Source organism: Flexivirga meconopsidis (assembly GCF_026162425.1).
In the GTDB taxonomy this organism is placed as follows: domain Bacteria; phylum Actinomycetota; class Actinomycetes; order Actinomycetales; family Dermatophilaceae; genus Flexivirga; species Flexivirga meconopsidis.
Genome location: NZ_JAOBQJ010000003.1, coordinates 669,221 through 687,497 on the forward strand (window position 1 = coordinate 669,221; position 18,277 = coordinate 687,497).

18 protein-coding genes are annotated in these 18,277 nt (G+C 68.3%); 13 read left to right on the forward strand and 5 right to left on the reverse strand.

Going from position 1 to position 18,277, the window contains the following annotated elements:
• The first annotated feature begins 73 nt into the window (after window positions 1–73).
• Genes N2M23_RS13010 through N2M23_RS13035 form a run of 6 tightly spaced genes read left to right on the forward strand, consistent with a single transcriptional unit; the run spans window position 74 to window position 6,912 of the window.
• Window positions 74–790, forward strand: a complete 717-nt coding sequence (locus tag N2M23_RS13010; protein WP_265446057.1) for an SDR family NAD(P)-dependent oxidoreductase — start codon at window positions 74–76, stop codon at window positions 788–790.
• Window positions 787–1,842, forward strand: coding sequence for an S-adenosylmethionine:tRNA ribosyltransferase-isomerase (locus N2M23_RS13015; RefSeq protein ID WP_265446058.1), 1,056 nt, complete (start codon window positions 787–789; stop codon window positions 1,840–1,842). The genes N2M23_RS13010 and N2M23_RS13015 overlap by 4 nt, the downstream gene beginning before the upstream one ends.
• 43 nt (window positions 1,843–1,885) lie before the next feature.
• On the forward strand, window positions 1,886–3,787 hold the full coding sequence (typA, locus tag N2M23_RS13020) for a translational GTPase TypA (RefSeq protein WP_265446060.1): 1,902 nt from the start codon (window positions 1,886–1,888) through the stop codon (window positions 3,785–3,787).
• A 2-nt stretch (window positions 3,788–3,789) separates the two neighbouring features.
• Complete coding sequence (locus N2M23_RS13025; protein ID WP_265446062.1) at window positions 3,790–4,662, forward strand: PIG-L family deacetylase; 873 nt, start codon at window positions 3,790–3,792, stop codon at window positions 4,660–4,662.
• A 7-nt stretch (window positions 4,663–4,669) separates the two neighbouring features.
• On the forward strand, window positions 4,670–5,182 hold the full coding sequence (locus tag N2M23_RS13030; protein ID WP_265446063.1) for a flavin reductase family protein: 513 nt from the start codon (window positions 4,670–4,672) through the stop codon (window positions 5,180–5,182).
• Window positions 5,179–6,912: a VanW family protein gene (locus N2M23_RS13035; protein WP_265446065.1), complete on the forward strand. Its 1,734-nt coding sequence runs from the start codon at window positions 5,179–5,181 to the stop codon at window positions 6,910–6,912. Before N2M23_RS13030 ends, N2M23_RS13035 begins: the two co-directional genes overlap by 4 nt.
• A 149-nt stretch (window positions 6,913–7,061) precedes the next feature.
• Here N2M23_RS13035 and N2M23_RS13040 read toward each other — a convergent pair whose 3' ends face one another.
• Both N2M23_RS13040 and N2M23_RS21010 read right to left on the reverse strand, forming a co-directional pair.
• A complete protein-coding gene (locus N2M23_RS13040) occupies window positions 7,062–8,015 on the reverse strand; it encodes a hypothetical protein (RefSeq protein WP_265446067.1) in 954 nt (317 codons plus the stop codon).
• Between the two features lie 160 nt (window positions 8,016–8,175).
• A complete protein-coding gene (locus N2M23_RS21010; protein WP_265446069.1) occupies window positions 8,176–9,213 on the reverse strand; it encodes a GNAT family N-acetyltransferase in 1,038 nt (345 codons plus the stop codon).
• A gap of 112 nt (window positions 9,214–9,325) precedes the next feature.
• Here N2M23_RS21010 and fdxA point away from each other — a divergent pair, with 112 nt between their 5' ends.
• The 3 genes from fdxA (at window position 9,326) to N2M23_RS13060 (ending at window position 12,157) form a co-directional block, all read left to right on the forward strand.
• Window positions 9,326–9,649: a ferredoxin gene (gene fdxA, locus N2M23_RS13050; RefSeq protein WP_171153647.1), complete on the forward strand. Its 324-nt coding sequence runs from the start codon at window positions 9,326–9,328 to the stop codon at window positions 9,647–9,649.
• Window positions 9,650–9,655: 6 nt separating this feature from the next.
• Window positions 9,656–10,762: a succinyldiaminopimelate transaminase gene (dapC, locus tag N2M23_RS13055; protein ID WP_265446071.1), complete on the forward strand. Its 1,107-nt coding sequence runs from the start codon at window positions 9,656–9,658 to the stop codon at window positions 10,760–10,762.
• 99 nt (window positions 10,763–10,861) lie between these two features.
• Window positions 10,862–12,157, forward strand: a complete 1,296-nt coding sequence (locus tag N2M23_RS13060; RefSeq protein WP_265446072.1) for a citrate synthase — start codon at window positions 10,862–10,864, stop codon at window positions 12,155–12,157.
• Between the two features lie 71 nt (window positions 12,158–12,228).
• Here N2M23_RS13060 and N2M23_RS13065 read toward each other — a convergent pair whose 3' ends face one another.
• Complete coding sequence (locus tag N2M23_RS13065; RefSeq protein ID WP_265446073.1) at window positions 12,229–13,152, reverse strand: lipase family alpha/beta hydrolase; 924 nt, start codon at window positions 13,150–13,152, stop codon at window positions 12,229–12,231.
• A 170-nt stretch (window positions 13,153–13,322) separates the two neighbouring features.
• On the opposite strand from N2M23_RS13065, the gene N2M23_RS13070 reads away from it, so the two are divergent.
• Window positions 13,323–13,961 carry a hypothetical protein gene (locus N2M23_RS13070; protein ID WP_265446074.1) on the forward strand — a complete coding sequence of 213 codons (639 nt, stop codon included), beginning with the start codon at window positions 13,323–13,325 and terminating at the stop codon, window positions 13,959–13,961.
• Between the two features lie 21 nt (window positions 13,962–13,982).
• Here the strand turns inward: N2M23_RS13070 and N2M23_RS13075 are convergent, their stop codons facing one another.
• Window positions 13,983–15,032 carry a hypothetical protein gene (locus tag N2M23_RS13075; RefSeq protein ID WP_265446076.1) on the reverse strand — a complete coding sequence of 350 codons (1,050 nt, stop codon included), beginning with the start codon at window positions 15,030–15,032 and terminating at the stop codon, window positions 13,983–13,985.
• Window positions 15,033–15,042: 10 nt separating this feature from the next.
• On the reverse strand, window positions 15,043–15,981 hold the full coding sequence (dapD, locus tag N2M23_RS13080) for a 2,3,4,5-tetrahydropyridine-2,6-dicarboxylate N-succinyltransferase (protein ID WP_265446077.1): 939 nt from the start codon (window positions 15,979–15,981) through the stop codon (window positions 15,043–15,045).
• 78 nt (window positions 15,982–16,059) lie between these two features.
• On the opposite strand from dapD, the gene dapE reads away from it, so the two are divergent.
• The 3 genes from dapE to N2M23_RS13095 all read left to right on the forward strand — a co-directional run bounded on the left by dapE (window position 16,060) and on the right by N2M23_RS13095 (window position 18,277).
• Window positions 16,060–17,130, forward strand: coding sequence for a succinyl-diaminopimelate desuccinylase (dapE, locus tag N2M23_RS13085; RefSeq protein ID WP_265446079.1), 1,071 nt, complete (start codon window positions 16,060–16,062; stop codon window positions 17,128–17,130).
• Between the two features lie 12 nt (window positions 17,131–17,142).
• On the forward strand, window positions 17,143–17,898 hold the full coding sequence (locus tag N2M23_RS13090) for an LOG family protein (RefSeq protein ID WP_265446080.1): 756 nt from the start codon (window positions 17,143–17,145) through the stop codon (window positions 17,896–17,898).
• A 76-nt stretch (window positions 17,899–17,974) separates the two neighbouring features.
• Window positions 17,975–18,277, forward strand: a complete 303-nt coding sequence (locus tag N2M23_RS13095) for a DivIVA domain-containing protein (protein ID WP_265446081.1) — start codon at window positions 17,975–17,977, stop codon at window positions 18,275–18,277.

Genomic DNA, 18,277 nt, shown 5'->3' on the forward strand with positions numbered 1-18,277 from the left:
TTCAGGCCTTGACTTCAAGTTCACTTCAACTTGAAGGATGCCTACATCATCTTCGTCGAGGCAAGGAAACGCAATGGCTGACAACAAGGTCGCACTCGTCACGGGTGGCTCCTCGGGGCTCGGTCTGGAGCTCGTGCGGGCCCTCAGTGGGGACGGCTGGCACGTGATCACCGATGCCCGCCACGCCCAGCAGCTGTATGACGCCACGCGCGGTCTGCACGGTGTCGAAGTGGTGCCGGGAGACGTCACCGACGCGGCCCACAAGGCCTCGCTGCTCGGTGCCGTCCGGCGGCAGGGCCGGCTCGACCTGCTGGTGCACAACGCCAGCACGCTCGGTCCGACGCCGCTGCCCGCACTCGGCACGGTCACGGTCGCCGACCTGCAGGACGTTTGGCGCACCAACATCGGCGCGCCGCTGATCCTGACCGCCGACCTGCTGCCCACCCTGCTCGCCAGCGACGGCGTGCTGCTCTCGATCTCCTCCGACGCCGCCGTCGAGCACTACGAGGGCTGGGGTCTCTACGGCGCCTCGAAGGCCGGACTGGACCACATCACGCTCACCTTCGCAGCCGAGAACCCCGCACTGCACGCCTACGCCGTCGATCCGGGCGACATGCGCACCGCGATGCACCAGGCGGCCTTTCCGGAGCAGGACATCTCCGACCGGCCGTTGCCGCAGGAGATCGTGCCGCGGTTGCGATCGTTGTGGACCAATCGGCCGCCGTCCGGTCGCTACCGCGCGGCAGACCTGCCCGTCGGGGTGGCCGCGACGGCCGGGGTGACCGCATGACGACGCTCGACAGCCGGCCGGCCACGAGGTTTCAGGCGCCCCAGGGCGGGACCGCTCCGGCGCCGGCCGAGGCACGCGGTCTGGCGCGTGACCAGGTGCGGCTGCTGGTCGGCACCCGCGACGGCATCGAGCACGTGCGCTTCGGCGACCTGCCCGACCACCTCAGCGCGGGGGATCTGGTGGTGGTCAACAACTCCGCGACGATCGCCGGTCAGGTCGACGCCCGTCTCGCCGGGAGCGGGCCGGTCGTGCTGCACGTCGCGACCCCGCTCGACGACGGCACGTGGGTGGTCGAGGTGCGCTCCGCGCCGGATGCCGCCCGAGCCGTGCTCGACGCCCGCCCCGGCGACCATCTCGAGACGGGCGCACTTGTGTTGACGCTGCGTGCGCCATACCCCTTCGACTCCTCGCCGACCGGTGCGGGAAATCGGCTCTGGCAGGCCGAGGCCGACGGGGACCTCGCAGCGCACCTGCGTGCTGTCGGCCGCCCGATCAGCTATGGCTACCTCGACCGGAGCTACCCGCTGTCGGCATACCAGACCGTCTTCGCCACGGTGCCCGGTAGCGCCGAAATGCCCTCGGCTGCAAGACCGTTCACGCCCGAGGTCGTCACCCGGCTGGTCGCTGCCGGCGTCGGTGTTGCACCGATCACCCTGCACACCGCAGTGTCCTCCCAGGAAGCGGGAGAGGGGCCGCAGGCCGAGCGCTTCGAGGTGCCGGAGGCGACCGCCCGTCAGGTCAATGCGACCCGCGCCGCCGGCGGCCGCGTGGTCGCGGTCGGCACCACCGTCACGCGCGCGCTGGAGTCGGCGGTGACTCCTGGTGGGTGGGTCGCACCGGCATACGGATGGACCGAGCGGGTGGTCACCCCCGGCGATCCACCGCGCGTCGTCGACGGCCTGGTCACCGGCTGGCACGACCCGCAGGCGTCGCATCTGCTCCTCGTGGAGGCGGTCGCCGGCGCCGCCCTCACCCAGGCGGCGTATGACGCAGCGGTCGCCCACGCCTACCGCTGGCACGAATTCGGGGATGCCGCGTTGCTGCTCCCGTGAGCCGTGGTCATCCGCACTCCAAAACCCTGCGAAAATAGGGAGCATGTCTTTGAAGTCCCGTAGTGACGTGCGTAACGTCGCGATCGTTGCCCACGTCGACCACGGCAAGACCACCCTCGTGGACAAGATGCTCTGGCAGACCGGCTCCTTCGGGGAGCGGCAGACCGTCGAGACCACCGGCGAGCGAGTCATGGACTCCGGTGACCTCGAGCGCGAGAAGGGCATCACGATCCTCGCCAAGAACACCGCGATCTCCTACGACGGGCCGTCCTCTGACGGCAAGCCGGTGACCATCAACATCATCGACACCCCCGGCCACGCCGACTTCGGCGGCGAGGTGGAGCGCGGTCTGTCGATGGTCGACGGCGTCGTGCTGCTCGTCGACGCCAGTGAGGGCCCGTTGCCGCAGACCCGCTTCGTGCTGCGCAAGGCGCTCGCGGCCAAGATGCCGGTGATCCTGTGCATCAACAAGGTCGACCGCCCCGACTCCCGCATCGAGGAGGTCGAGGAAGAGACCTATGAGCTGTTCATGGATCTGCTCGACGACGCCGACGCCGATGCCGATCAGCTGGACTTCCCGGTGGTCTACGCGTCCGCGAAGGCCGGCGTCGCCTCCACGACCCGCCCGGCCAACGGCGGCCTGCCCGAGGGCAGCGACCTGGAGCCGCTCTTCAAGACGATCCTGGACACCATCCCGGCACCGACGTATGACGACCAGGCCCCGCTCCAGGCGCACGTGACCAACCTCGACTCCAGCAACTTCCTCGGCCGGCTCGCGCTGCTGCGCGTGCACAACGGCGAGATCAAGAAGAACCAGCAGGTCACCTGGTGCCGCCACGACGGTTCCCAGCGATCGGTCAAGATCACCGAGTTGCTGATGACCCAGGGCCTGGAGCGTCAGCCGGCCGACTCCGCCGGCCCCGGCGACATCATCGCCGTTGCGGGCATCCCCGAGATCACCATCGGCGAGACGCTGGCCGACCCGGGCAACCCGATCCCGTTGCCGCTCATCACCGTCGACGAGCCGGCCATCTCGATGACCATCGGCACCAACACCTCGCCGATGGCCGGCAAGGTGCGCGGGTCGAAGGTCACCGCGCGCCTGGTCAAGGACCGGCTCGACCGCGAGCTGATCGGTAACGTGTCGCTGCGCGTGCTGCCGACCGAGCGTCCCGATGCGTGGGAGGTGCAGGGCCGTGGCGAGCTCGCGCTCGCGATCCTGGTCGAGCAGATGCGCCGCGAGGGTTACGAGCTGACCGTCGGCAAGCCGCAGGTGGTCACCAAGGAGGTCGACGGCAAGCTGCAGGAGCCGGTCGAACACCTCACGATTGACACCCCCGAGGAGCACCTCGGCACGATCACCCAGATCCTGGCCGCCCGCAAGGGCCGGATGGAGCAGATGACCAACCACGGAACCGGTTGGGTCCGGATGGAATTCGTCGTCCCGTCACGGGGCCTCATCGGCTTCCGCACCGAGTTCCTGACCGAGACTCGCGGCACCGGCATCGCCCACCACGTGTTCTCCGGTTACGAGCCGTGGTTCGGCCCGATCGTCACCCGGCAGTCCGGTTCGCTGGTCGCCGACCGCTCCGGCGCGGTCACCTCCTACGCGATGGTCAACCTGCAGGAGCGCGGCACGCTCTTCGTCGAGCCAACCACCGAGGTCTACGAGGGCATGATCGTCGGGGAAAACTCCCGCGCCGACGACATGGACGTCAACATCACCAAGGAGAAGAAGCTCACCAACGTGCGCGCCTCGAGCGCGGACAACTTCGAGAAGATCTTCCCGCCGCGCAAGCTGTCGCTTGAGCAGAGCTTGGAGTTCTGCCGCGAGGACGAGTGTGTCGAGGTGACGCCTGAGGACGTGCGCATCCGCAAGGTAGTGCTCAACTCCGGTGAGCGCGCCCGTGCCGCTGCCCGTGCGCGGAGCTCCGCGAAGAGCTAACAATGCGAATGGTTTTCGTGCACGCGCACCCGGACGACGAGTCGCTGTGGACTGGGCTGGCGATCGCCCACCACGCGGCGCGCGGGGACGAGGTGCACGTGCTGACCGCCACCCTCGGCGAGGAGGGCGAGGTCATCCCACCGGAGTTGGCGCACCTGCAGCTGCCGGACGGCGAGCCCCGACCGGCCGACATCGCCGACCCGCTGGCCCAGGTGCGTCGCGACGAACTCGCCTGCGCCACCAAGGCATTGGGGGTCAGCTCGGCCACCGTGCTCGCCGACGGGGGCTACCGGGACTCGGGTATGGCGGGGACTCCGTCGGCCGAGCATCCGCGAGCACTCACCGGCGCCTCCGTGGACGAGGTGGCAGCAGCCATCGCCGGCCACCTGCGAGAGCTGGACGCCGACGTGGTCGTCAGTTACGACGCGCACGGTGGCTACGGCCACCCCGACCACATCCGCACGCACGACGCGACCCGGCTGGCGGTCGCCTCCATGGATGCCCCTCCGGCGCTGTATGCCGTTGTGACTCCTCGCAGTTGGGCGATCGAGGACCGGCGATGGCTCGCCGAGCACGTCGATCGCGAAGGAGTGATCGTGCCGTCACCGGACGAGGCGTTCCTGCCGAGCGTCGTCGACGACCAAGTCGTCACCCACACCATCGTCGACGAGGCCGCGCTGCCGGCGCAGGCGGCCGCGCTGGAGCAGCATCGCACCCAGGTCACCGTGTTCGACGGCTATTACACGCTGTCCAACGACGTCGCGACCCGCCTCGCCGCGCGCGAAGCGTTCGTGCGGCTGGACCCGGTGACCGGCGAGGTGGCAGAGGGGACCCCGTCGGCGCGCGAGCTGCGTCATACCGGATTGGAAGCATGAGCACCCGATGAGCCAAGCAGCGCAGGAGCCCGAACCGGTCGACCCTGACGCCTTCCGCCAGGTGATGGGGCGGTTGGTCACGGGCGTGACGGTCGTGACGACCAAGGCCGGCGGCCTCGACCACGCGATGACCGCCAACGCGGTGATGTCGGTGTCGCTGGAGCCGCTGCTGGTCGTGCTCAGTGTCGAGAAGGAGGCGCGGTTCCATGACGCCGTCCTGGAGTCCGGCGTCTGGGGGGTCAGCATCCTGCCCGAGTCGGCGCGTGCGGCCGCGGCCTGGCTGGCGACGCGCGGGAGGCCGCTGCACGGTCAGCTCGACCGAATTGCCCATCATCGCGGGGCGGTGACCGGGGTCGCGCTGCTCGATGACGCGCTCGGCACGCTCGAATGTCACACCTTCGACACGGTCGGCGCGGGAGATCATTCGCTGCTGATTGGCAACGTACGCTCGTTGACGATCACTGAACGGCCAGGTGACGCCCTGGTCTACTACCGGGGAGCGTTTGGGGTACAGCGTTGACGATCGACGAGGCGCAGGCGGGGGACGTCGTGTCCGAGGGCAAGCAGCCGGGCAAGCGGCGCGGCCTGCGCAAGGCGCTCTGGATCGGCGGACCGCTCGTGCTGCTGGCCGGCGCGTATGTCGGAGTGGCTGCCTGGCAGTCGGGCAAGATTCCGGACGGCACCAGTGTCGGCGGCGTCTCCGTCGGCGGTCTGGACAGGGCCGACGCCGGCGTCAAGCTGCGCGCCTCGACCAAGGCTCAGCTGGCCGAGCCGATCGACATCACCGCCGCAGGGCGAGACCTGTCGATCAATCCGGCGACCTCCGGCATCTCGATCGACACCTCGTCGGCGCTCGACGGCCTCACCGGCTTCTCGTTGAAGCCGTCGACCGTGTGGCAGCACCTGGCCGGTGGGGGACCACGTCGCGAATTGCCGGTGAAGTTCAACCAGCAGGCCCTGCAGCACGCCGTCGCTCAGGCCGGTGCGGTGATCAAGGGTTCGCCGGTCAACGGCTCGGTGAAGTACATCGGCGGCAAGGTCGTCACCAAGGAGTCCACGCCCGGCCGGGGCATCGACGCGGCCGCTGTCGCAACGCACATTTCCCAAGGGTGGCCCGGCAAGACGAGCTACGTTGCCGACCTCTCCGAGCAGCCGGCCCCGCTCACCGACGGCGAGATCGACCGCTACGTCAGTGCGGTTGCGAACCCGGCGATGTCAGCACCGATCAAGGTCGCGGTCGGGGACAAGTCCGCATCGCTCCAGCCGGCCGAGGTCTCCAACGTGCTGAGCACCGACTTCGACGGCAAGACCCTGCAGACGAAGGTGGACGAGACCGCGCTCACTGAGTTGCTCGACAGCAAGACGGCGGGGCTGGTCACGGCGCCGGTCAACGCCAAGCTCAGCGTGAAGGATGGGCAGACCTCCGTCATACCCGGTAAGGACGGGACCGTCGTCGAGACGGGCAACGCCGGCAAGCAGCTGATCGAGGCGTTGACGGCTGCCGACCGCACGATGAGTCTGCCCACCAAGGTCGCCAAACCGCAGGTGAGCGAGGCCGACCTGAAGAAGGTGACGATCGGCAACGAGCTGATGTCGGAGTTCGTCTCGCCGTTCCCGACCGGCGCATCCAACGCCGCCCGCACCGAGAACATCCGGGTGGGCCTCGCCCGGCTCAACGGCATCGTCGTGGCACCCGGTGAGACGTTCTCGCTGCTCGACACGCTGCGGCCGTTCACCAAGGCCAATGGGTATGTCGACGCGCCGACCTTGCAGGGCGGCATCGACGTACCCGGCATGGGCGGCGGCATCTCGCAGGTGTCGACGACGCTTTACAACGCCACCTTCTTCGCCGGGCTCAAATTGGTCGAGCACACCGCGCACACCTACTGGATCCCGCGCTATCCGATGGGCCGCGAGGCGACCATGTGGGACCCGACGATCGACAACAAGTGGACCAACGACTCCGGCCACCCGGTGCGCATCGAAGCCGGCATCGAGGGCGACGCCGCCGTGATCCGGCTCTACGGCACCAAGGTCTTCTCGGTCACCTCCTCGACCAGCGACCAGTTCGCGTTCGTCCAGCCCGGAAAGGCCAAGCACCTGACCGGCGACAAGTGCATCGCGCAACCGCCGCAGGAGGGCTTCAAGGTGACCGTCACCCGCGTGGTCAAGGACCGGGCCGGCAAGGTGGTCAAGGACGAGAGCGTCACCACCAAGTACGAGCCCGCAGTCCGCGTCACCTGCAACTGACCTCCCCGCCCGCCCCACCACCTGCATACCCACCCAGCTCCAACTCTGACGGCCTTTCCGACGGTTGACGGCGAGATCTCGCCGTCAACCGTCGGAAGCGCCGTCAGGGTCGTATCTACCTGCCGGAAAGACCGTCGGGCTCGCGCATGTCACTGCCGGTAAGGCCGCCACTCGCGATTGCCGGATCGCGTCAGGCCGGCGGCGGTCAGCACCTCGTACAGTCCCCGCCGATAGAGCGCATCCGTCCAGCACCAACGCGCGACGTCCTTGCCGGTGCGGCGCACTCGATCTTCGCGCTTCTTCTCCTTGATCACGATGGTCTCGCTCACGACGTCGCCTGCGTCACCGGTCGCGCGGTACTTCCGCTCGCCGTCGAACTCGCCGATCAGACCTTTCCAGCCGAAGTCACCTCGACCGAACGTGCCCGCGGAGTCGATGAGGTCGACCTGGAGCTCGGGCTGCGGGAAGCCGCCTTCGTACATCCGCGCCCGGCTCAACGACTCGCCAGGGGACTCGGCTCGGGGGTCGGCCAGCAGGTGGACGGTGAGGGCTGCTTTGCGGCCATACCCACGCCGGGGGATGGCGAGCGCCTCGTCGGCCAGTTCGTCGCTGGTGCACAACCCACTCCGGAGAGCCCAATCGCCAGCGGCGAATGCCGTGGCCAGGTCGCAGGTGCGAGCCAGATCGATCACGGTGCGCGCCGCCGACGTGACGGGAATGCGGCCGAACATCACCGGTTCGGGCACATTGCGCACTCGGTGACGCCTGATGAGCGCGCTGGACCCGGCAGCCGCTGAGTCCATGAGCACCTCGACCCGCTGCGGCCAGGCGCCGATGATCGGCATACCCCACGCGGCCGCAGCCGAGACGTGCGAAAGCATCGGTAGCGGTTCTCGCATCCGCTGCAGCGTCGCGAAGATCAGGGCGCGGTGTCGCTCGATCGGATGGAGGTCTGCCCAGCGGTCCGCGTCGACGTAGTCACCGGGCCGGATACGACGGAGCAGGCTGTCGGGCCGTCGTACGTCGCGCCACGGGATGAGTCCGCGGTGTAGCAGCTCCGCGGCGCTCGCGATCTCCGACTCTTTGATGGGCTCGCCGGTCATCCGCGCATGTTTGCACTCGGTCGCGTCGTGGCCCGGACTCTATCCACAGGCAGCTGGCATCCCTGCTGACCCTGACGGCCGTTCCGATGGTTGACGGTGAGATCTCGGCGTCAATCGTCGCAAGGACCGTCAGCGTCGCGAGGAGCGGCCGGAATCGCCGTCAGGGTCGGGGACGCCGGGGAGGAGAGGCAGGGGAGGAGCGGGCGTAGTGGTACTCGTGGTGGACCTCGAAACCGAGCGAGCGGTAGAGCGTGGTGGCGGGCTCGTTGTCGGCGCTCACCTGCAGGTAAAGCAGCCGCGAGCCGTGCTCGAGCGCATCGCGTGCGCTCGCCGCCAGCAGCGCCCGCGCGACGCCGCGTCGACGCACGTCTGCGCGGGTGTGCACGTCGAAGACGCCGCACCAGCCGGAGGAGTGCACCGTCCGCGCGTGGCCCACCACCTCCTCATTGATGTATGACGAGAGATACGCACCGTCCGGCACCAGCCGAAGCATCGCGCTCAGCGTCTCCCGGTGTGCGAGCGCCCGTGGCGACGCACCCGACCACCAGTCGGAGTCAGGTCGATCGGTCACCGAAATCGCAGCCGCACCAGTCGAATCCGACGCGATAGCCGAGGCGTCTGCGGTCATCACGAGCGTGCGCTGGAAGATCCGCCAGTCCTCGGCGGCGAGCAGTGCGCCGAGTGGGTCGCTCGTCGGGTCGGCACCGACCGGGCCGTAGAGCTGGAACAGTGCGGGAGCGTCACGCTCGGCATACCAGTCCGTCACCTGCTGCACGGCCAGGTCCAGCGGTGCACCCGGATCGCCAAGCGGCAGAGTCGAATTCGCCCGTCCGGTGTAGCCGTGTGCAGACCGCAACCACCAGTCGCCGACGTGTGAGGAGTCCAGCGGCGGCATGCCGACAGCCATCACTCGCTCCAGATCCGCAATGTCGATCGCGCGGTGCGGCCGACCCCGCCGTGCGGGTGCCGGAGGAAGTTCCTTGGCCGCCACCACCTCGGACGCCCGCACGGTGACCTCACCGCGCCGTGTCCGAATGGCGAACATTCCGTCCGCGATGTGTGCAAGCTCTCCCACTACATCTGTAAAGTGCGGCCCGCCGGGTGGCACCTCGTCCGCCGCCAGTCGCACTCGCAGCACGACCCGGGAGCCCGGGCGCAACCCCGCGAGTCGAGACTGGCTGAAGGGCTCGGGCTGCACGGCGGCATACTAGGCGAGCGTGTGCAACGTAGCCGGGCAGTCGCTTCGCGCCTGACCAGCTGCTTCGCACGTCATCGCTCGCATATCCGTCAAGCAGGAGGACCCGTTCGTCATGACCTACGTCATTGCACAGCCGTGCGTCGATGTGAAGGACAAGGCGTGCATCGAGGAATGCCCGGTCGACTGCATCTACGAGGGTGAGCGCAGCCTCTACATCCACCCCGACGAGTGCGTCGACTGCGGCGCCTGCGAGCCGGTCTGCCCGGTCGAGGCGATCTACTACGAGGACGACACCCCCGAGCAGTGGGCGGACTACTACAAGGCCAACGTCGAGTTCTTCGACGACCTGGGCAGCCCGGGCGGCGCGGCCAAGATGGGCGTCATCGCCAAGGACCACCCGCTGATCGCCGACCTGCCCCCGCAGAACCAAGAGTGACCTCGCGTGCCGGTCGCTGACCTGCCCGATTTTCCCTGGGACTCACTGGCCGGCGCGAAGGCGAAGGCCGCCGCGCATCCGGGCGGCATCGTCGACCTGTCGGTCGGCACCCCGGTCGACCCGACCCCGGCCATCCTGCAGGAGGCGCTCGCCGGCGCGGCCGACGCGCCGGGCTATCCCCAGGTGTGGGGCACCCCCGACCTGCGCGAGGCGGTCGCCAGTTGGTTCGCCCGACGGCGCAATGCGCCCGGTGTCGACCCGAACGGTGTCATGCCGACGATCGGCAGCAAGGAGTTGGTCGCCTGGCTGCCGACCCTGCTCGGCGTCGGCCCCGGCGACAGCGTCGGCTTCCCACAGCTCGCCTACCCGACGTATGACGTCGGCGCCCGCATCGCCGGGGCCACCCCCGAGCCGGCCGCAGGTCTGCTGCAGTACGGCCCGCGGGCGCCCAAGCTGTTGTGGCTCAACACCCCCGCCAACCCACACGGCCAGGTGCTCCCGGTCGACCATCTTGCGAAAGTCGTTGCCTGGGCTCGGGATCGGGGCGTCATCGTCGCCAGCGACGAGTGCTACGCCGAGCTCGACTGGAGAGAGGACGCCGACGGCCCGACCACGCCGAGCATCCTCGACGAGCGCGTCACGGGCGGGTCCCACGAGGGCCTGCTCGCGGTCTACTCCCTCTCCAAGCAGAGCAATCTGGCCGGTTATCGCGCGGCGTTCGTGGCCGGCGACCCGAAGCTGGTGCAGCAGCTGGTCCAGGTCCGCAAGCACGCCGGGATGATCGTGCCGTGGCCGGTGCAGCGGGTCATCAAGGCCGCGCTCGGCGACGACGCGCACGTCGCCGCCCAGAAGCAGCTGTATGCCGCGCACCGCGCTCAGCTGAGGGGCGCCCTGGAGCAGGCCGGCTGGCGCATCGATCACTCCGACGCGGGGCTCTATCTGTGGGCTACAGAAGGCAATTCGTGCCGCGAGAGCGTCGACCGGCTCGCAACTCTCGGCATACTTGCCGCCCCCGGCGACTTCTACGGAACGGCCGGGGCGCAGCATGTACGCATAGCGCTCACCGCAACGGACGAACGTATTGCCGCGGCGTCAAAGAGATTGGTTTCTTGACGCCGGGGTCGCCCCGAAGGGGCAGGTGACTCTGCGGTAACGTCGAAAGCGCTGACTTCTCCGGCATCGGAGCCGGTAACCACGAAGGACGGAAAGCACATGACTGACCAGGCGCCCGCCACCTTCACAACGGGTGACAAGACGCTCGAGTTCGGGGTGATCCCCGCGACTGAAGGCAACAACGGCTACGACATCTCGGCGCTGTTGAAGGAAACCGGCAACTCAACCCTGGACGTGGGTTTCGTCAACACCGCGTCCTGCGAGTCCGCCATCACCTACATCGACGGCGGCGCGGGCATCCTGCGCTACCGCGGTTACCCGATCGACCAGCTGGCCGAGGGCTCGACCTTCCTCGAGGTCTCCTACCTGCTGATCTACGGCGAGCTGCCCACCCAGGAGCAGCTGACGAACTTCACCGAGCGCATCCGGCGCCACACGATGCTGCACGAGGACCTCAAGGACCTGCTGGCGGCCTTCCCGCGTGACGCGCACCCGATGTCGGTGCTGTCCGCGGCGGTGTCCGCACTCGGCACGTTCTACCAGGACAGCCTGTCGATCACCGACAAGGACCAGATCGAGCTGTCCACCGTGCGCCTGCTCGCCAAGCTGCCGACGATTGCGGCATACGCGCACAAGAAGAGCCAGGGCCAGCCGACGCTCTACCCGGACAACAGCCTGGGTCTGGTCGAGAACTTCCTGCGGATGACCTTCGGCTTCCCCTCGGAGGACTACCAGGTCGACCCGGTCGTCGCCGACGCGCTCGACAAGCTCTTCATCCTGCACGCCGACCACGAGCAGAACTGCTCGACCTCGACCGTGCGCCTGGTCGGCTCCGGCCACGCCAACCTGTTCGCGTCGATCTCGGCCGGCATCCACGCGCTGTCCGGCCCGCTGCACGGCGGCGCCAACTCCGCGGTGCTGGAGATGCTCGACAACATCGAGAACCAGTTCGGCGGCGACGTCGACAAGTTCGTCGAGAAGGTCAAGAACAAGGAAGACGGCGTGAAGCTCATGGGCTTCGGGCACCGGGTCTACAAGAACTACGACCCGCGCGCCGCCATCGTGAAGAAGTCGGCCGACGCGGTGCTGAAGCAGATGGGCGTCAACGACCCGAAGCTCGACATGGCCATGCGCCTGGAGGAGATCGCGCTCTCCGACGACTACTTCGTCTCGCGCAAGCTCTACCCCAACGTCGACTTCTACACCGGCATCATCTACAAGGCGATGGGCTTCCCGACCGAGATGTTCACGGTGCTCTTCGCCATCGGTCGCCTGCCGGGCTGGATCGCCCAGTGGCGCGAGATGATGGAGGACCCGGCGACCAAGATCGGCCGTCCGCGACAGGTCTACATCGGTGAGACCGAGCGCAAGTATGTCGCCATGGGTGACCGCTGAGCGGCCCTGCTTTTAGAACGGAAGGCCCCGATTCCTTTGGGAATCGGGGCCTTTCGCATGCTCGCCGTTGCTCAGAGCGCCGGCCCGTAGCCGGAGCAGGCCGGCTTGAAGTCCGCCGGGCCGCCGCCGAGCGCGTTCATCGTCAGCTGCAGGGTGGGCTGATCCAGGAACAACCCGACGTGTCCGACCGGGTCGCTCGGGCAGAGGTTCTGCACCACGATGTTCTGTGCACCGGGCAGCGACTGGGTGGCGTATGGCGTCACGACCGCGTCCTTGGTGGTCTGGATGGTCACGTACTTCGGTCCCTGCGGCAGCGGGATCGCCGCCGTCCGGGTGTTGTATGCCGAGCCGACCTGCTGGTCGACCAGTGACGGGGCACCGAAGGCCTGGAAGCCGAGGTTGACAAAACCGAGCGCGCCGAACGCCTTGCCGAGGGTGGTCAGCCCGGACAGCGTCGTGCCGTTCGAGCTCTGGCCCCACCCGACATACGTGCCGACCTTGTTGCCGCCGTCGTGCAGTTTGAGGTAGTTGACGCCCATCGACCCGCCCTGGCTGTGCCCGACGATGTCGACCTTGGCAGCGCCGGTGGTGGCGCGCACCTTCTCGATGAACGCGGCGACCTCGTTGCCGGAGTCGGTTTCGCTCTTCATCCCGCCGATGCGGTCCGCGGAGAACCAGCTCATCCCGAAGTTGGTGGCGAAGACGCAGTAACCGGCGTTCTTCAGCATCGGCGAGAGCGCCACGAAGTTGGAGCCGATGTTGGCGAACGTGCCGGGCAGCAGCACGACCGGGTTCGGGTGGGCCGCGGACGGTTTGCAGCTCCAGTCGTTGGCGCCCGCGACGGTGCCGGGCGACAGGGTGTATCCGGCAGTGGCCTCGGGCAGGCCGCCGATCGGCAGGGGTGCCGCCTGGGCTGGTGCGGCGGCCGCGACGAACAGCGCGGTCGTGGCGCCGGTGCAGGCGAGTGCAGTCAGGGAGCGACGGGGGATGCGCATGAGTGACCCTTCATCGACGTGAGACAGGTCACTCCAGGTTAGCTACTTTTGGGTAAGTTGTGTCTCAATTGGGTGGCAGGCCAGTGAGGTGGGCGTCCGGCATGCGGCGAGCTTTACGCACGATTTGCCATTCTGAGTATTTCCTGGGAGTAGGCCGGTACATTTCGCTCATGACCCCCTTCACCCGCCGCATAGCGGTGACCGTTGCCATAACCGCGTCACTGGCGCTCGCGGGGTGCAATGGCGACACTGCAACGAACGATGGCGGCACCGTCACAAAGACCGTTACAGCAGGCGCCGCTCCGGAGTCAGCGGCGACCGACTCGTCCGAGAGTCCGATCGTCGAGGGTGCCGAGGACGGAGTCGTCGGTGCTTCGTCGGACTCGGCCTCGGGGACGGTGGATGCCGGTTCATCGGGGACCGTCGCATTTGGAGCGACTTACACATCACCTACTGGGCGCACTATCTCTATCGGAAAAGGAGCGCCCTACACGCCAGGCGAATCGGCTTATGTTGGAGACAACGTGCCCGCGGGCGCGAAGTATCGGAAGTTTGAGGTAACGCTCGTTAACAAGAGCGCTGCCCCATTCGACACCAATGACCTCTACTTCACAGCCACGGCGGGGGACCGCGAGGTGGGAATGGTGACGGACGTGGAGGCTGGTATCGACACGCCAACGTCTACGATGCTCCCAGGCCGCACCTTGAGGTTCTTCCTTGCGTATCCCGTCGTCGTCGGGCAACCGCTAACTATTGCGGTGAACACGGTCGATGGGCCGGTTGCTACCTGGGACGGTGTCACGAGCTGATTGCGCGACTGAGCGCTCCCGCTATTTCGGCTGCGCCAGGTCGATCCGCACGGCGTTGACGCCTGAGGTCGCCCGCTTGGCGTTCTGCCACTTCCAGCCGTCCTTGCCGCGGTGCCGTTCCCAGGCGCGGTCGCCGACGGTGACGGTCTGGATGCCGTCGGCGTCGGCGTGGGCGACCGCCCAGGAGGCGACTGCCCAGGCGGTCGCGGTGTTGGCGCCGGTGAAGGTGACCGAGCCATCGCCGGGACGCGCGACGAGCGCGCTCTGCGCCTGCAGTTCGGTGACGACCTGCGCCGGTGTCTTCGCCGACTTGGCGGGGTCGAGCCGGCAGCCCACACCCTCCGTGGCGGTCCCGGCCATCACCGCGGTGATCGTCTCGCCTTGCGTCTCGTGGTCGTTGTAGGCATCGGGATAGCCGCTGCGCTGCACCTCCTGCGCGGCGGCGCCGATGGACAGCGACTGCCACTCGGGGATCTTGGTCAGCGCGTTGTAGAACGAGCCGCTGGCGTAGATCGGGTCCTGGATCTGGTCCGCGGTGCCCCAGCCCTGGCTGGGGCGCTGCTGGAACAGCCCCAGTGAGTCGAGGTCGCCGTAGGTCAGGTTGCGCAGCTTCGACTCTTGCAGCGCGGTCGTCGTCGCGACGGTCGCCGCGCGGGCGGGCAGTCCCTTCTTGAAGACGCCGACGTCGACGATCGTCGAGGCGTTCGCCGTCTGCTCCGGATCCCACTGGTAGTCAAAGCCGTTCGCGACCACTTTGCACGAGGGCGAGCCGAAGTTGTTGACGAGGTGCTGGTATGCCGCGTAGCCGCCATACGCGATGCCGCCGACGATGGCGACCGGGATCAGGCACCCGAGGGTCCGGCGCACCGGACCGCGCGGCTTGTGTTCCTCGGCGACGTAGTCGTCGTCGCCGAAGCCGAGCGAGTCGGCCGGGTGCGGATCCTCCTCGTCGTAGTCGGCGTCGTCGTACTCGTAGTCCTCGGGGTAGTCGTCCGGGGCGTCTTCGGTGCGCGCGCCGTAGAGCCCGTCGAACTCTCGGTCCCCGGGGTTTCGGTTGCGGCGAAATGGCATGCGGCAGTGGTCAGTTCGCGTGCAGCTCGTCGTTCAGCGCGATCCCGTCGCCCTTGCGCTGACGGACCTCGACCACGCCGGTGGTGGAGTTGCGGATGAAGAGCATCGAGTCACCGCCGGACAGCTCCTGCGCCTTGACCACGCTGCCGTCCGGCCGGGTCACCTTGGTGCCGGCAGTGATGTAGAGCCCGGCCTCGACCACGCAGTCGTCACCCAGCGCGATGCCGATGCCGGCCTCGGCGCCGATCAGGCAGCGCTTGCCGATCGACACCCGCTCGGTGCCGCCACCGGAGAGCGTCCCCATGATCGACGCGCCGCCCCCGATGTCCGAACCGTCACCCACGACGACGCCCTGCACGATGCGGCCCTCGACCATCGAGGTGCCGAGGGTGCCGGCGTTGAAGTTGCAAAAGCCCTCGTGCATGACCGTCGTGCCTTCGGCAAGGTGCGCGCCCAGCCGGACCCGGTCGGCGTCGGCGATGCGCACGCCGCTCGGCACGACGTAGTCGGTCATCCGCGGGAACTTGTCGATGCCGAAGACCTGCACCGGGCCGTCCTGCTTCAGTCGCATCCGGGTGGTCTCGAATCCGTCGACGGCACAAGGGCCTTCGCTGGTCCACACCACGTTGGCCAGCTTGCCGAAGAGGCCGTCGAGGTTGATCGAGTTGGGCAGCACCAGCCGGTGGCTGAGCAGGTGCAGGCGCAGGTAGGCGTCGGACGCGTCGGCGGGCGCCGCGTCGAGATCGATGTCGGTGAGCACGACCCGGGTCTTCACCTCGCGCTGCGGGTAGTCGCGTGCGAGGGCGGCCAGTTCCGCCGGTTCGCCGTAGGGGTCGTCATCGGGAGCGGATCCCAGCACCGGTGTGGGGAACCAGGTGTCGAGGACCGTCCCGTCATACGTCTCGGTGGCGAGGCCGTAGCCCCAGGCGCGCCGTGGCGAAGAAGTCATGGGGCAAGCCTAGGTGACCCTGAGTATGACGCCGACGCGGCGCGCGTGAGGGGAACGTCATACGGGAGACTCGGGTGCATGGCAGACCTGGACCTGACCCGTGACGTCGTCGACCTCACCGCGGACGTGTGCGACATCGCGTCGGTGAGCAAGCACGAGCAGACGCTTGCCGACGCGGTCGAGAAGGCGCTGCGGGCGCTGCCGCACCTGCGGGTGGACCGCGACGGCAACACGGTCGTGGCCCGCACCGACCTCGGCCGCGACGAACGCGTGCTGCTCGCCGGGCACCTCGACACGGTCCCGCTGACCGATCCGCCCAACCTGCCCGTGCGCCGGGTCGACGGGATGCTCGTCGGGCGTGGCACCACGGACATGAAGGGCGGCGTCGCGGTGCAGCTCGCGCTCGCCGCGACCGTGCCCGAGCCGAGCCGCGACGTCACCTACGTCTTCTACGACTGCGAGGAGATCGAGGACGAATTCAACGGCCTCGGACGCATCGCGCGGGACCATCCGGACTGGCTCGCCGCAGACTTCGCGGTGCTGCTCGAGCCGACCGACGGCGGCATCGAGGGCGGTTGCAAGGGGACGTTGCGGGTCGACGTGTCGACCAAGGGCATCTCGGCCCATTCGGCGCGACCGTGGAACGGGCACAACGCGATTCACGATGCGGGGGAGATCCTGCAGCGGCTCTCGGCATACGAACCGGCGACCGTGACGGTCGACGGCCTGGACTATCACGAGGCCCTCAACGCGGTCGGCATCAGCGGCGGCATCGCCGGCAACGTCATCCCCGACCGCTGCACGGTGACGGTCAACTACCGCTTCGCACCGGACAAGAGCGGGCAGGAGGCGCTTGCGCACGTCCACACCGTCTTCACCGGGTATGACGTGAGCCTCGGCGACCTCGCGGACGGCGCCCGCCCCGGCCTCGACAAGCCCGCCGCGCAATCGTTCGTCGCCGCGCTCGATCTGCCGGTGACCGCAAAGGAGGGCTGGACCGATGTGGCGCGCTTCTCCACGCTCGGCGTGCCCGCGGTCAACTTCGGGCCCGGCGACCCCAACCTGGCGCACACCGACGACGAGCGGTGCCCGGAGCAGCAGATCACCGACGCCCTGACGGCCCTGCGTCGCTGGCTGAACCCGGCGTGAGAGGTTGGCACCGTGAGCGTTGAGCGGGGTACCTATCGCAAAGGGGCGACGTCACTGCGCGGTCGCCACGTGCCGAACACCACCACCGACCAGCGGCTGCTCGACCAGTCGCAGGACACCGACTGGGTGCACAGCGACCCGTGGCGGGTGATGCGCATCCAGGCCGAATTCGTCGAGGGCTTCGGCACGCTCGCCGAGCTCGGCCCGGCGGTCAGCGTCTTCGGATCGGCACGCATCAAACCGGACAGCGACTATTACGCCAAGGGCGTCGAGCTCGGCCGGCTACTGGTCGAGGCGGGCTACGCAGTGATCACCGGCGGAGGGCCGGGCGCGATGGAGGCGGCCAACAAGGGCGCCAGCGAGGCTGGCGGCACCAGCGTCGGCCTCGGCATCGAGCTGCCCTTCGAGGCCGGCCTCAACCCGTATGTCGACCTCGGCGTCAACTTCCGCTACTTCTTCGCCCGCAAGACGATGTTCGTCAAGTACGCCCAGGGTTACGTCGTGCTGCCCGGTGGTTTCGGCACGCTCGACGAGTTGTTCGAGGCGGTCACGCTCGCGCAGACGCAAAAGATCACCAGCTTCCCGATCGTGCTGCTCGGCAGGGCCTTCTGGGAGCCGATGATGACGTTCATCAGCGACACCCTGCTCGCGCAGGGGATGATCGGCGAGGCCGATCTGCACCGGCTGCAGGTCACCGACGAGCCCGCCGAGGCGGTCCGCCTGATCATCGGCGGCGGCGAAGGCCTCGGCGTCAGCCGCCCGGAGTGATGCTCGCGGCTGGATCGACGTCGGCGCTCGACTGACGCCGATCGACGTCGGCCGCCCTCGTCGTACGCTGTCCCTCGTGCTCGTCTTTCTCATCGCCCTGCTGCTGGTCGTGATCGGCCTGGTCGTCTTCGCGGTGCTCGGCCGGTTCGGCGCCCACCTCGAGGCGCCCACCTCGACGTCGCCGTTCGAGCCGCTGCCGCGCGGTGAGATCGGCGCCGACGACATCGACCAGGTGCGCTTCGACCAGACGCTCCGCGGCTACCGCATGAGCCAAGTCGACGAGGTGCTCGACCGGCTGCGCGCCGAGCTGAAGGCGCGCGACGAGGAGATCGCCGGCCTGCGGGCCGGCCGCACCGGTGGTCTTCCGGTGCGCGACTGA

Coding starts and splice junctions, on each gene's coding strand:
- N2M23_RS13010 (WP_265446057.1), top strand. CDS start 74: ATGGCTGACAACAAGGTCGCACTCGTCACGGGTGGCTCCTCGGGGCTC.
- N2M23_RS13015 (WP_265446058.1), top strand. CDS start 787: ATGACGACGCTCGACAGCCGGCCGGCCACGAGGTTTCAGGCGCCCCAG.
- typA (WP_265446060.1), top strand. CDS start 1,886: ATGTCTTTGAAGTCCCGTAGTGACGTGCGTAACGTCGCGATCGTTGCC.
- N2M23_RS13025 (WP_265446062.1), top strand. CDS start 3,790: ATGCGAATGGTTTTCGTGCACGCGCACCCGGACGACGAGTCGCTGTGG.
- N2M23_RS13030 (WP_265446063.1), top strand. CDS start 4,670: ATGAGCCAAGCAGCGCAGGAGCCCGAACCGGTCGACCCTGACGCCTTC.
- N2M23_RS13040 (WP_265446067.1), bottom strand. CDS start 8,015: ATGACCGGCGAGCCCATCAAAGAGTCGGAGATCGCGAGCGCCGCGGAG.
- fdxA (WP_171153647.1), top strand. CDS start 9,326: ATGACCTACGTCATTGCACAGCCGTGCGTCGATGTGAAGGACAAGGCG.
- N2M23_RS13060 (WP_265446072.1), top strand. CDS start 10,862: ATGACTGACCAGGCGCCCGCCACCTTCACAACGGGTGACAAGACGCTC.
- N2M23_RS13065 (WP_265446073.1), bottom strand. CDS start 13,152: ATGCGCATCCCCCGTCGCTCCCTGACTGCACTCGCCTGCACCGGCGCC.
- N2M23_RS13070 (WP_265446074.1), top strand. CDS start 13,323: ATGACCCCCTTCACCCGCCGCATAGCGGTGACCGTTGCCATAACCGCG.
- N2M23_RS13075 (WP_265446076.1), bottom strand. CDS start 15,032: ATGCCATTTCGCCGCAACCGAAACCCCGGGGACCGAGAGTTCGACGGG.
- dapD (WP_265446077.1), bottom strand. CDS start 15,981: ATGACTTCTTCGCCACGGCGCGCCTGGGGCTACGGCCTCGCCACCGAG.
- dapE (WP_265446079.1), top strand. CDS start 16,060: ATGGCAGACCTGGACCTGACCCGTGACGTCGTCGACCTCACCGCGGAC.